The sequence below is a fragment of the Mycobacterium marinum genome, from assembly GCF_003391395.1.
Classification (GTDB): Bacteria; Actinomycetota; Actinomycetes; order Mycobacteriales; family Mycobacteriaceae; genus Mycobacterium; species Mycobacterium marinum.
The window spans coordinates 2,346,778-2,359,999 of record NZ_CP024190.1; the positions used below are offsets into that span (position 1 = coordinate 2,346,778).

The 13,222-nt window shown below is 67.4% G+C and carries 10 protein-coding genes; 5 read left to right on the forward strand and 5 right to left on the reverse strand.

Going from position 1 to position 13,222, the window contains the following annotated elements:
* Positions 1–2 precede the first annotated feature (2 nt).
* Positions 3–632, reverse strand: coding sequence for a phosphotransferase-like protein (locus CCUG20998_RS09940; RefSeq protein ID WP_020728456.1), 630 nt, complete (start codon positions 630–632; stop codon positions 3–5).
* Between the two features lie 522 nt (positions 633–1,154).
* Positions 1,155–1,658 (reverse strand): nitroreductase/quinone reductase family protein, encoded by a 504-nt coding sequence (locus CCUG20998_RS09950; RefSeq protein ID WP_051173348.1) that lies wholly within the window; start codon positions 1,656–1,658, stop codon positions 1,155–1,157.
* Positions 1,659–2,285: 627 nt separating this feature from the next.
* On the opposite strand from CCUG20998_RS09950, the gene CCUG20998_RS09955 reads away from it, so the two are divergent.
* Both CCUG20998_RS09955 and CCUG20998_RS09960 read left to right on the forward strand, forming a co-directional pair.
* Entirely contained in the window at positions 2,286–4,604 is a 2,319-nt protein-coding gene (locus tag CCUG20998_RS09955; RefSeq protein WP_116269162.1) for a PE family protein, read from the forward strand.
* A 100-nt stretch (positions 4,605–4,704) separates the two neighbouring features.
* Positions 4,705–4,986 (forward strand): DUF1876 domain-containing protein, encoded by a 282-nt coding sequence (locus tag CCUG20998_RS09960; RefSeq protein ID WP_012393843.1) that lies wholly within the window; start codon positions 4,705–4,707, stop codon positions 4,984–4,986.
* Between the two features lie 33 nt (positions 4,987–5,019).
* Here the strand turns inward: CCUG20998_RS09960 and CCUG20998_RS09965 are convergent, their stop codons facing one another.
* The 3 genes from CCUG20998_RS09965 to CCUG20998_RS09975 form a co-directional block, all read right to left on the reverse strand.
* A complete protein-coding gene (locus CCUG20998_RS09965; protein ID WP_020728459.1) occupies positions 5,020–6,330 on the reverse strand; it encodes a phosphoribosyltransferase in 1,311 nt (436 codons plus the stop codon).
* 99 nt (positions 6,331–6,429) lie between these two features.
* Complete coding sequence (locus CCUG20998_RS09970) at positions 6,430–7,554, reverse strand: Rv2629 family ribosome hibernation factor (protein ID WP_036455504.1); 1,125 nt, start codon at positions 7,552–7,554, stop codon at positions 6,430–6,432.
* Positions 7,555–7,618: 64 nt separating this feature from the next.
* Positions 7,619–9,484, reverse strand: coding sequence for an AMP-dependent synthetase/ligase (locus CCUG20998_RS09975; RefSeq protein ID WP_036455507.1), 1,866 nt, complete (start codon positions 9,482–9,484; stop codon positions 7,619–7,621).
* 253 nt (positions 9,485–9,737) lie between these two features.
* Here CCUG20998_RS09975 and CCUG20998_RS09985 point away from each other — a divergent pair, with 253 nt between their 5' ends.
* From CCUG20998_RS09985 to CCUG20998_RS09995, 3 genes are read left to right on the forward strand one after another with little or no spacing between them, the layout of a single operon-like run.
* The gene (locus tag CCUG20998_RS09985) at positions 9,738–10,991 is read left to right on the forward strand and encodes an alpha/beta hydrolase family protein (RefSeq protein ID WP_036455509.1); all 1,254 of its coding nucleotides are present in this window, start codon (positions 9,738–9,740) and stop codon (positions 10,989–10,991) included.
* Positions 10,992–11,006: 15 nt separating this feature from the next.
* Positions 11,007–12,434 carry a wax ester/triacylglycerol synthase family O-acyltransferase gene (locus CCUG20998_RS09990; RefSeq protein ID WP_020728464.1) on the forward strand — a complete coding sequence of 476 codons (1,428 nt, stop codon included), beginning with the start codon at positions 11,007–11,009 and terminating at the stop codon, positions 12,432–12,434.
* 57 nt (positions 12,435–12,491) lie between these two features.
* Positions 12,492–13,172, forward strand: a complete 681-nt coding sequence (locus CCUG20998_RS09995; protein WP_020728465.1) for a hypothetical protein — start codon at positions 12,492–12,494, stop codon at positions 13,170–13,172.
* Positions 13,173–13,222: the final 50 nt, after the last annotated feature.

Sequence of the window (13,222 nt, forward strand, 5' to 3'; positions counted from 1 at the left end):
GCTCAGGGCAGGAAGCGCTTGCGCAATCGGTCGAAAGCCGTGGGTTGCGGGCAGGCTTGGTAGGTCTCGTAGAGTTCGCGCGCCAACTCCCGAACCGGGCTCGCGGTGGTATCCAGCTCGAAGTCGTACTCGGCATCGCGGTGGGCAGCGCGCGCGCTGCCGCGGTTCCATCCCGCATAGCGGTCGCCGCGCTCTTCTTCCCGGCGGGCGCCTTCTTCATCGGAGACGTGAACCCCGACCATCCAGACCTGAACGCCTTCGAAAATCTGGAGTGCATCGATGAGCCACTCCCGTTTCCAGATCACGTCATCGGCGACGACATTCATGCCGTTGTCCAGGTAGGCCCTGATTGCGTGGTAGCGCGCATGCATGGCCTGGTCCAGGATGGGCCCCGGGTGCACGGTGAACCAGTCCAGCCCGTCGGCCTCGACCACGCTTTCCCAGGTGTAGTACTGCGGCCACACTCGCGCGAGGTCAAGTTGCTTGGGCGGCAGCGCCTTCCAAAACACGTCGATACCCAGGTGCATCCAGCATTCGGCCGCCAAATCCTGGAATGCCAGCGCGAGCGAAGTTTTTCCCGCGCTGGATCCGCCGTTAAGGAGGATGAGCTTGCCCTTGGCCATTTCTGTCATAGCGGCATGAGGCTATCGCAGCTGCTCACGCGTTGGGCCCGTTTGCGAGCGAGATTTGCTGGGCAAATCGCCAATCGCGCGGGTGGCGGGCGTGCCTGCACTTTAGTTTCCGAATGAGTGCAAAGACGGATTTTCGCGCTGTGGTCGAGGCCTATGAAGATCTGAATGCGACCGTTTCCAGAATGCCTGTCCGGGAGTTGCCCGCGGCCTAGGATCGGTAGCCACCGAGTGCCCGATATGTTGGGCGGGGGCTGCCGGTGGCACCGGGGTCGGCGGCACGGGCGGTCCGGGCGGTCAAGGCGGTGCGGGTGGCAACGGCGGGAGCGGCGGCGCAGCCAGTGGGAACGGCGCCAGCACCGCTGGCACCGGCGGCAACTTCGCGCTCGGCGGCAACGGCGGCGACGGAGGTGCCGGCGGCTCGCCGGACGGCAGTTCCGGACTGCAGGGCGACATCGGCGCGCCGGGCACTGCGGGCGGCGACGGGTAGCCGCTTTGGCCTCAGCCCCTCAGTCCCTCAGCCCGTCAGCGCCGCGCACTCACGGGCTCGAAGACGAACACTTTGCGGGTGCCGGTGCGCTTGACATAGGTGTCATGCGCAGGCCACAGCGCGATCAGCCTCGGCATGTTGCGGTCCACCTCTTGCGCCGTGGCGGGTCGCGACAGATAGTCAGCAGCAGCGCCGTCAATCTCGATGCGGGCCTTCGGGTCAGCGAGCAGGTTGTACGGCCAACTCGAGGCCGTATCCAAGCCGAAGTTCTCACACACGGCGACCACGTTCGAGCCATCCCACACGTAGTGCAGCGGAACCGTTCGCTCTTTGCCGGTGCGCCTGCCTGTCGTGGTAAGCAGCATCGTCGGCATCTCGGAACCACCCATGGAGAGCCGGCCCCGGCTCAGGCGTATCAGCGCCCGGTCTACCGGCGTGCCGACGCGCTTGAAGATCGCCGCGAACCATCGGTAGTGGCCTATGCGGCGCAGCATGCTCAGGTAGAGGCCATACAGCTGGTTCGGTCCTTCATGAGGCATGGGTCAAGGGTCTCACTGGAATCGAGCTGAGCGCGTGCAAATGGGCACGACATATTGACCGGTCGTGTGTGGTCGAGCCGGCCGCGGCCCTCGGCCTGACCGCGCCGTGTGGCCGGAGCGTTCGGTCGCTCGACGTGGATTGACAGCCCACGGTGGGGGGGCGTTGCGGCACAGGGCTTTTGCCAGCTGCGATGGCTTTGGGCCGAAGGCGGTGGCATCAACCCGACCTCGCATCGAACAGGATTTCGATTGTCTCATCGGGATTTGACGAGTTGGGAGTTCGGCCAAGCTCGGTGCGGGGATTAGGTTTTGGTATCGAAAACGGAATCTATTGGATTTCGACGGTCGGCCGGGACGGATTTCTCCGGTATGCGCCATTAACAATCTGCGGTACAGGGGATTTCAGTTTGTCGCGACTGCCAATTGCGCCGGATCGTGGGTGCGGCGATAGCTGGAGCGCGGCGTGTTTGGTCCGGTCGGGCGTTGGAGAAGGGCTTGCGGGGCAACCGAATTTCTCCGACGCGCGCACGCTGTTGGGCGAATATCCATTGTGTTATTCGCGACGGGGATAGGATTTGATGCTGCCCAGCGCTCGATCATCGCTTGTCCTGTATGGGAGGTTGGCAGATGTCGTTTGTGATTGCTGTTCCGGACGCGGTCACGGCCGCGGTCTCGGATCTGGCGAACCTCGGATCGGTGCTCACAACGGCCAATGCCGCTGCGGCGCTGCCGACAACGACCGTCGTGGCAGCCGCGGGTGATGAAATATCGGCGGCCGTCGCGGCGCTGTTCGGGTCCTACGCCCAGGGCTACCAGAGCCTGAGCGCTCAGGCCGCCGCGTTTCACGAGCGCTTCCTCCAAACACTTTCGGCCGGCGCCGGCGCCTACACGGCCGCCGAGGCCGCGAACGCCTCGCCGCTGGATCAACTGATGGGTGTGGTGAACGCCCCCGCACAGGCCCTATTGGGGCGCCCCTTGATCGGCAATGGCGCCAACGGTGCCGATGGCACCGGCGCTGCCGGAGGCGACGGCGGGATCCTGCTTGGCAATGGGGGCAATGGCGGCTCGGGTGCGGTGGGTCAGGTCGGCGGGACGGGCGGCGCGGCAGGACTATTCGGCAATGGCGGCACCGGGGGTACCGGTGGCGAGGGCGCCGCCGGCGGCCTGGGCGGACGGGGCGGGCTGCTGCTGGGCAACGGCGGGGCAGGCGGAGTGGGCGGGGTTGGCGCCACCGGGTTGGTCGGCGGTACCGGCGGGGCTGCCGGATTCTTGGGCAACGGCGGGACCGGGGGCGCGGGCGGGGCCTCGAACATGGGTGGTGACGGCGGTATGGGTGGCACCGGTGGCACCGGTGGCTTCTTCGGCAACGGCGGGTTCGGTGGCGATGGTGGCGACGGTGCCGTCGGCGGCGCGGGCGGTGCCGGCAGCTTCCTCGGCGGCGGCGGTGTCGGCGGTACCGGAGGGGTCGGGGCGGCCGGGGGCATGGGCGGCGCGGGCCCGCTGATCGGCAACGGCGGCAATGGCGGGATGGGCGGGGCCGGGGCGGCCGGTGGCGACGGCGGTGCCGGCGGAACGCTACTGGGTGACGGCGGTAACGGCGGGCAAGGCGGAGCCGCCATGACCGGCATCCTCGGCGGTTTGCCCGGCCAGGGCGGCAACGGCGGAAACGCGAACTGGTTCGGCTCGGGTGGTGCCGGTGGCCAGGGCGGCACCGGTCTGGCGGGGACAGACGGGACTAATCCGACCCCGGGTGCCACAGCCGGTACCGGTAGCGCCGGCGCTGACCAAAGCAACAACGGCAACGTAACGGGAGACAACGGGAATCCCGGTGACGCCGGCACGGGCGACGAAATCGGCGGCACCGGCGGTGCGGGTGGGCTCGGCGAGTCGACCGACGGTAACTCGGGCACCGGCGGTATGGGCGGGGGCGGCGGTACCGCTGGACCCAATGGTGGCAACGGCGGCGAAGGCGGTATGGGCGGTGAAGGCAGAACCGACGGTAGTTCCGGCGGCACGGCGACCGGCGGCGACGGTGGTGCTGGTGCCGACGGTGGAACCGGCGGCGGCGACGGCGGTGCCGGCGGTGACGGCGGCTTCGGGAACAACACCGTCAGCGGTGCCGCGGTAGGTGGTAACGGCGGGATCGGTGGTGCCGGTAGCACGCTGCAAGGGGCAACCGGCGGTAATGGCGACACCGGCGGTGCCGGCGGCAACGGCGGGCGTGGCGGGATGTTCATCGGCAACGGCGGCGCCGGCGGCGCCGGGGGCACCGGTGGCACCGGCGGCACCGGAGCGGCCGGCTATGCGGGCGGTATCGGTGGCGACGGTGGGGCAGCCTTCAGCGACGCCGCCGCGGCGACCGGAGGTGACGGCGCTGTCGGAGGCGTCGGAGGGCTCGGTGGCAACGGCGGGACCGGTGGTGCTGGAGGTGCCGGCGGCACCGGCGGCGCGGCCGGGTTCATCGGGATCGGGGGCAACGGAGGCGCCGGCGGTATCGGCGGCGTCGGGGGAATCGGAGGCATCGGCGGGGCCGGTGGGGACGGCGGTATCGGCGGCGCGGCCACCACCACTTCGGGAACGACGACCGGTGGCATCGGTGCCAATGGCGTGCTCGGTGGCGACGGCGGAACCGGTGGCGACGGCGGCGCCGGCGGCACTACCGGCGGCAGCGGTGGCGCCGGCGGCGTGATCGGGTGGGCTGGTTCGACCGGCGCTACCGGCGCCGGCGGTACCGGCGGGCAGGGCGGCCAGGGCGGTGCCGGCGGCAGTGGTGGCAACGGCGGCACGGCCCAGACCGGTGGTACCGGCGGCGCCGGTGGTGAGTTGGCACTGGGTGGTCAGGGCGGTGCCGGCGGTGCGGCCGGTGGTACGGGCGGCGACACCGGTCTCGACGGCCTTCTCGGGGTGCCCGGCAGCAACGGCCAGACCGGAGAGATTGTTCCGTGATGGTCGCTGGGCATCCCGGTGTCTCGTGACTTTCGCCCCTACTGCCGGCGGGTTCGGTGGTGGTGGCATCGAATGTGTCTGCAAGACAAAGGAGACGGCGATGACAGGAAACACCACCAACGCCAAGTCCTGCCACGTGGATGTGCTGATCGAAGAGCGCGACGAGCGCACCCGGGCAAAGGCGCGACTGGTCTGGGGCGACCAGACGCTGGTTGGTATTGGCTTGGCCAGGCTTGACCCGGCCGATGAGCCGGTGGCTCAGATCGGCGATGAACTCGCGATCGCCCGAGCGTTATCCGACTTGGCCAATCAGCTGTTTGCGGCGACGTCGGCCGACATCCAAGCCAGCACGCACGAGCCGGTTTCCGGCCTCCACCACTGAATCGCTGGCTATCGCAGCGGGTGCTAGCGCTGGCTAGTGATGGCGCTGGTGGCCGAGGAACCAATCACGCGCCAGTGTCGCTACTTGCTCGAGGGCGCCAGGTTCTTCGAAGAGATGAGTGGCACCGGGAACCACAACCAGCTCACACGGCGCCGGGATCGCCGCTTGCGCTTGCCGGTTCAACTCCAGGACGGCCTCGTCACTACCACCGACTATCAACAGCGTGGGAGCGTGCACTTCGCGCAACGCGTCGCCCGCGAGATCGGGCCGCCCCCCGCGGGACACCACCGCCTGCACCTTGACGCCGGGATGCGCGGCCGCGACCAGAGCCGCGCCGGCGCCAGTGCTGGCCCCGAAGAATCCCACCGGCAGCGCCGCGGTGTCCGGTTGTGCCGCCAGCCACCCGGTGACGTCGACCAATCGCCGGGCGAGTAATCCGATGTCAAACACGTTGGCGCGGTTACGTTCTTCCTCGGGCGTCAGCAAATCCAGCAGCAGAGTCGCCAGGCCGGCCTGGTTGAGTACCTCGGCCACGTAGCGATTGCGCGGGCTGTGGCGGCTGCTGCCGCTGCCGTGGGCGAAGACGACGATGCCGGTGGGGCGGTCGGGAATGGTCAGGTGCCCGATCACCGAGACCGGGCCCGCCAACACCCGAACCTCATCGTCTCGCCGCGCAGGATCTGCCGGCTGATGGCCCGCACCGAATTCGCTACGGGCCCGATCCAGTAGCGTCACCACCTCCTGATCGGAGGTCTGGGTGAAGTTGTCGTATCCCTGTCCGACGGCAAAGTAGGGCGTGGGCGTTTCCAGGCACACCACCTCGTCGGCGTATTCAGTGAATCGAGGTGCGGTATCGGTAGCACCGATGGGAACGGCCAGGATGACCCGGCTGGCGCCCTGAGCGCGCGCGACCTGGCAAGCGGCCGCGGCGGTGGCCCCGGTCGCGACGCCATCATCGACGATCACCGCGATCCGCCCCCGCAGCGGGATCGGATGGCGATCGCCACGGTAGCGCTGCACCCGGCGCTGCAACTCGGCCCACTGCGCGGTCTCGACCGCGGCCATCTCCTGTTCGCCGAGCCCAGCCTCGTGCACCACGGCACTGTTGATCACCTGCACACCGCCCTCGCCGATGGCCCCGAAGGCGAGCTCGGAATGCAACGGCACACCGAGCTTGCGCACCAGCAGCACATCAAGTGGCGCGTGTAAGGCTTTGGCTACCTCGAAGGCCACCGGGACACCGCCACGCGGCAGACCCAGCACCACAATGTCTTGACCACGTAGGAATTCCAGCCGGCGGCCCAACTTGCGGCCGGCGTCGATGCGATCGCTGAACTGCCTCATACCTCGGGTGTCCTTCAACCAACGCGAGCGTAACGCCAGGGCCGAATATCACGCCAGAGTTCGCCACGGCGTTACGCCCGCGACATCGCCCGTCAGGCCTTACGAACTCTGGCTGGCCAATCTGTCGCTTGCCGGATATCGCAGCAGCGCGCCCACCCCGTCGGCGGGCGTCATCTGACCATCGGCTCGAACCAGCGAGGCGTCGGCCGCGATCGCGGTGAATGGCAAGGCTTCATCGGCACGGGCAATCCGCACCGCGGGCTCGCCGAGCTCGGACAGCACGTCGGCGTTGGGTGCGATCGTGGTGAGCGCGGCCCCGGTTACCACCGTGGCATCGCGCAGCTCACCGACGATCAGGGTGTCGACCTCGCCGTTGCGCAGGGCCGCGCAGACCGCTGACAGTCCTTCGGTGGCCAGCCCCGAACGCCGCCCCAGCTCCGCTTCGAACCGCTGTGTCACCTCGGCCATTTCGGTGTCGCGCCGGCGAGCGAACTCGGCAAGGGTGAGCTCGTTGATCTCGTCCTCACCAATGCTGCTGTTGCGTGCCCCGCCATGCAATTGCCACACCCGCTGGGCCGCCCGGTGCGGCAGTGCCGCAACCAGGTCGGAGCGGGATCGGATCTCACCGGAGACGAACACCACCTCGGGGTCGGCCTCGTCCACCAGTTGGGTGAGGTGGTCGGCGACGGCACGGTAGTTCATCCGGGCGGCCTCCTCGGCGGTGTGCTGAAAGTCGCCATAGCCCTTCCAGCCGGCCGTGGCCGGTTTGTGGATGGGGTGGCCGCCGCCGTCGATGCTGGTGCAGCTGAACGTGTCACCGCGATACAACCGGACGTCGGCGCCGGCGTGATCCACCGCCGCGAACACGTAGGTCGGTCGCCGAATCTCGCGGTCGATCAGCGGCACCAGGTACGGGTACTCGGACAGCCGCACCACGGTTACCGGCGGTGGGCTGATGAGCTGTTCGTTGACCAGCACCTTGTCGCTGGTCGCCACCACCGCCCGGCCCCGCCGCCCGACGGCCGGGCGGTGGTGGCACACCGCCTCTTCGAGCCGGCCGATGAGCTGATCGTCGGCCTTCAGACCGTCGAGGTGACGCCGGATGTCGCGCCATGTCGCTTCCAGCCGCTCGGCGGCATCGGCGGTGTTGTGTGAATCATCGAAATACACCGAGGCGAATGGACCAGTCGCAGTTGTTAGCCAATGGAGGCGATCTGATTGCATACCAAACTTCTCCGCTGTGTCGTTTATGTTGTTGTGATACTTGCTGTCTCGTCGGCGCGCGAGCTCAGCCGGTCTTGGGTGCCGGGCCCGTTGGTTGCTGGTAGAGAGCCGAGATCTCGTCGGCGGACTTGTCCAGAACCACCTTGCGGCGCAGCTTCATGCTCGGCGTCAGGTCACCGGATTCGATGGACAGCTCGCGGTCGAGGACGGCGAATTTCTTGATCTGCTCCCACCGGTTGAGCTCGGCGTTGAGTGTGTCGATGTAGCCCGCGATCAACTCGCGTGTCTTGGGGTCGCGGGTTAGCTCCGCGAAGGACTTGCCGACCAATCCATGCCCCGCGGCCCACTCGGTGATCGCTTCACTGTCCAGACTGACCAGGGCCACGCAATAGGGCTTGGCTTCACCGACGACGATCAGCTCGCCGACGTAGGGGCACAGACCTTTGAACCTCACCTGGATCGCGGCAGGTGCGACGTACTTACCTTGTGAGGTCTTGAACATGTCCTTCTTGCGGTCGGTGATCCGCAGGTAGCCGTCGGCGTCGATCTCCCCGATGTCGCCGGTGTGAAACCACCCCTCGTGGTCGAGCGCCTCCTCGGTGGCCTCGGGCAAGTCGTGGTAGGACGTCATCAAGCCAGGCCCCCGCAGCAGGATCTCGCCATCCGTGGCGATCTGTGCCTCGGTAGCGGGAAACGGCCAGCCGACCGTGCCGAACCGATAGGCGTTGGGGCGGTTGATAAAAGACGCCGCGGCGGTCTCGGTCAGCCCGTAGCCTTCGAGCACGGTGATACCGATCGCGTCGAACCACTGCGCGACGTTGCGGTCCAGTGCGGCGGCCGCCGAGACGAAGAAGCGGATCCGGCCGCCGAAGCGCTCGCGAATGGTGGAGAACACCAACCGGTCGGCCAGCTGGTAGGCCAGCCTGGACAGCAGTGAAGGCTGGCGGCCCGCTTGCCGGGAGGCCGAGACTTTCAATCCCACACCGATCGACCAGTCGAACACCGCTTTCTTGAGCCCGCCCTGCTCGGCGACCATCTGCTCGATCCGGGCGTGAGCCTTTTCGAAGATGCGCGGTGCCGCCCCCATGACGGTGGGATGCAGCTCCGCCAGATTGTCGACGATCCGGTCGACCCGCCCGTCGATCGCGGTGGGGAACCCGATGAGCAGCGGCAGCGAAAGCATCACCTTGCCGAATGCGTGGGCCAGCGGCAGCCACAGAAAGTTCAGGTCGGCCGGGCCGAGCACGTTGAGGGCATCGATCGCCGAGGCGGTGTATGTCCAAGCCCCGTGGGTCAACCGCACACCCTTGGGCCGTCCGGTGGTTCCGGAGGTGTAGATGAGGCTGGCGAGCTGGTCGGGGCCGATCGCGGCGACCCGCTGGTCCACGGCGGCGGGGGAGTCGGCAAGCAGCTGCTTGCCCAGTTGTTCGAGTTCGGCGAGCGTGATCACCCAGCTGCCATCACCCTCGCCGTCGATCACCACCACCCTGGCCACCTCGGGCAGCTCGGCGCGGTGTTCGACCAGCTTGTCGACCTGGGTCTGGTCCTCGGCGACCACGACTCGACTTCCAGAGTTCGCCACGATGTAGGCGACGTCGGCGGCGATGGTCGTCGGATACACCGTGGTTGTCGCCGCCCCGGCGCACATCACGGCGAAATCGACGAGCACCCACTCGTACCGGGTCGACGATGCCAGCGCGACCCGATCCTGCGGGGCGATGCCCAACGAGATCAGGCCGGCCGCCAAGCGGCCTACCCGCTCGCCAACCTGCTCCCAGGTGACGCTCTCCCAGTCGTCACCGTGGGGATAGCGGAACGCTTCGGCGCTCGGGGAGGCGGCCACGCGGTCTAGGAACATCCGCGCCACCGATGGTGGCCGGTGGTCGATCTTGGCGATGTCGGGCCGCTCGTGGGCCAACGTGGGATGCATCACGCAAACCACCTCTCACCAGTGCAAACATCGACGACGAGCTGGATCTCTAGTGGGCCTGGCAAGCAGTGCATAACGCATCTCTTCTGTCGCTAGATGACACTTTCGATGCTTCTGCGGTTGCCTGGGCCGGGGTAGGGCCCAAAGTCATCCAGGCGATTGGCAATTGTCCTTTGGTGTCCTTGGGGCCCGTGACCTGCTCGGGACGTAAGACCCTAACCGGCGTTTTGGGCGACCTGTTAGCTTTGGCGCCATGGCGAAACCGGCCGGCGATGACGCACAGGTGAGCCCAGGGGCCCGGCAGGTCAACCCGCTTGGCCTCGGGGGCTTGGGCAGCGTGGTCACACCCTTCGTGCACACCGGCCGCTACTTCGCCGAGTCGTGGCGCGACTACCTCGATCAAGACTCCGACGGGCTCCCGATCGCCCGGCCCACCATCGCCCTGGCGGCCCAGGCGTTTCGGGACGAAATCGTGCTGATGGGGCTCAAGGCGCGTCGCCCGGTCAGCGATCCACACGTGTTCGAGCGAATCGATGACGAAGTGGCGCTGGCCCTGCAGTTCTACGGCGATCAGGGCTGGCTGCAGCGCCCGCGGACATTCTTCGCCGACCCCCCGCCCCCCTCCGAGGTCACGGTCCGCAAGGTCAAGGGGCGCAAACGCTCCTTCTACCGGATGTTCTTCGACAGCGGGTACACCCCGTTGCCGGGTGAGCCGGGTGGCCAACGGTGGCTGGGGTACACCGCGAACAATCGCGAGTACGCGCTGTTGCTGCGCCACCGGGAACCGCGCCCCTGGCTGGTCTGCGTACACGGCACCGAGATGGGCCGCGCCCCGCTCGATCTGGCGCTGTTCCGGTCCTGGAAGCTGCATCGCGAGTTGGGCCTGAACATCGTCATGCCGGTGCTGCCGATGCACGGTCCCCGGGCGCGTGACCTGCCCAAGGGCGCGGTATATCCGGGCGAAGATGTTCTCGACAACGTCCATGCCACCGCTCAGGCCGTGTGGGACATCCGTCGGCTGATCTCCTGGATCCGGATGCAGGAGCCCGAATCGCTGATCGGAATCAACGGTCTGTCGCTCGGCGGCTACATCGCGTCCTTGGTGGCCAGCCTGGAAGACGACCTGACCTGCGCGATCCTCGGTGTGCCGGTCGCGGATCTGGTCGATTTGCTGGGCCGCCACTCGGGTTTTGGTCGCGATGACCCCCGCCGCGAGACGGTGGCGCTGGCCGAACCCATCGGCCACATGATCTCGCCGCTCGCTCTGACCCCGCTGGTGCCCAGGGCCGGGCGCTTCATCTATGCCGGCGTCGCCGACCAGCTGGTGCATCCGCGGCGGCAGGTAGCCCGGCTTTGGGAACACTGGGGCAAGCCCGACATCGTCTGGTATCCGGGCGGACATACCGGGTTCTTCCGATCTCGGCCGGTGCAGCAGTTCGTCGAGGATGCGCTGCAGCAGTCGGGCCTGCTCGACGATCCCTCGGAGCAGCGCGACCGCCCTGCCTAGTTGCGGAGGAACCAGATGCATCCGCTGGATCCGCTGGACGCATTGATGTTGACCGCGGAGTTGGTATCCAACCCGATGCATGTCGGTGCGCTGCTGATCCTGTCACCGCCACCCGGTTCCGGGGCCGACTACGTCGACCAGCTTCACCGCGAAACACTGGCTGGTGGTGAACCGATAGATCCGAGGCTGCGCCGATACCCACATCGTGGCGTGGACACCGGGGGCGTCTGGGTCTGGAGAGATGCGCAAGCCGTCGACATCGGATACCACTGCCAGCGGCGCAGCGTCGATGCCGGCCGAGACGCGTTCTGGCGGCTGATCGCCGAGCTGGACGCGCAGCGCCTCGAACTGTCCCGCCCGATGTGGATGTCGTATCTGATCGATGGTCTCGAGGATGGCCGGTTCGCGTTCTACATCAAGGTGCATCACACCGTCGTCGATGGTGTGGCGGGTTTTCAAATGATCGCCGAGGCGCTGAGCACCGATCCCGAATGCCGGTCGATGCCCCCCTTCTATGCCGACCGCCACCTTGACCACCCGCCGTCGTCGACCTCGACCGGGCTGCTGGCGCGCCTTTCTGCGCCGCTGCGTTCGCTGGCCGGTGCCGCGGCATCGGGCATCGGGCTGATCAATCACGTCGTCACCGGGCAGGCATCCACGGTCTGGGATAGCTTGATCGGGCACACGACGGTGCTGCCATTCACCGCGCCCTACACGCGGTTCAACGGCCGCTTGGGCGCTCAGCGTGCCGTCGCGGCGGGCAGTTGGTCGCGGCACCGGATCGAGGCGATACAACGGGCGGCCGATGTCACGGCCAACGACGTGGTCACCGCGGTGATCGCCGGCGCGCTGCGCCGCTGGTTGCTCGCCCATTCCGAACTGCCCGATCACTCCCTGGTCGCCATCTGCCCGATCACCGTGCGTGATCGCGAGCATCCTTCGGCACCCGACGAGCACGCCAACATGTTCGGTCTTTGGTTGTGCCCCTTGGGCACCGATCTGCCAGATCCGCACCGGCGCCTGGATCTGATTCACCGGTCGATGTCGGAGGGCAAGCACTGGGTGAGCGCGCGGGGATCGGCGGCATCGTTGCTCACCACGGCGGCCAGCATCGCTGCCACCGTTGTCTTTCCGCTGCTGCCGTTCACCCCGAAAATCCGCACCGGATACAACCTTCCGATTTCCCACGTTGGGGGCCCACGCGCCGAAAGGTATTGGAACGGAGCACACGTCGACGAGATGTATCCGGTGTCGACCGTCTACGACGGTCAGGCGCTCAACGTCACCACGTGTTCCTACGCTGACCGGATCGGGTTCGGCTACGTCGCGGGCCGCGAGGTGATGCCCGATATCGACACCCTCATCCCGCTGACCGAGGAATGCCTGACCGAGCTGGAATCTGGTGTGGGCGTGCCTCCCCGACTGTCGGGGCACATTGGCTAGCGCATGGGGGACCATTGGCCCTGGTCAATGAGCATGCCGTGCTCGCAGACTGGGGGTATGGGCGCGACGACGAAACGGATTGCTGAAGCCACAGCCTCGTTGGCGCTGCTTTACGCCGCGCGACGCTACTACCGCAACTGGGGCGCGACCAAGCAAGAGGCTCAGATGCTGTTGCCCGGTGACAGTTTGGTGGGGGATCCGGCGACTCAGACCACCGAGGCGTTGTGCATCGACGCGCCCGTGTCGGCCGTGTGGCCCTGGCTACTGCAGATGGGGCAGGACCGGGGTGGCTGGTACGGCGGCGAGCGACTGAAAAACCTTGCCGGCCTTGGCTACCACGACGCCGATCGCATCCATCCGGAATGGCAACACCTTGCGGTAGGCGATGTGGTTCGACTGGCTCCGCCGGGGTGGCTGGGATTGCCGGACGGACTGACGTTGCGTGTCGCTGCGATCGAGCCCGAAAAGTACCTGGTGCTCAACGCGACCCAGCCGGACCAACGCTGGAACGCGGTCTGGTCATTTCACGTTCAGCCGCACTGGGAAGATCGGGTACGTCTGCTGACGCGCGCCAGGATCGCCCTGCGCCACCCGGGGGAGATCTTTGCCCTGGAGCTGGCCAGGCCGCTGATCTCGCTGGGCACCCGGGGTCTGCTGCTGGGAATCAAGCACCGAGTTGAACGTCTGGCCCCTGCCCAGCCGCAGCCGGCCGGCGATCGGAAGGCCGAACGGCCCTAGCGCAGTCCGCCGGCTCGCCCTACGTTCGGGAGTAGGTGGATCGCGTTGGT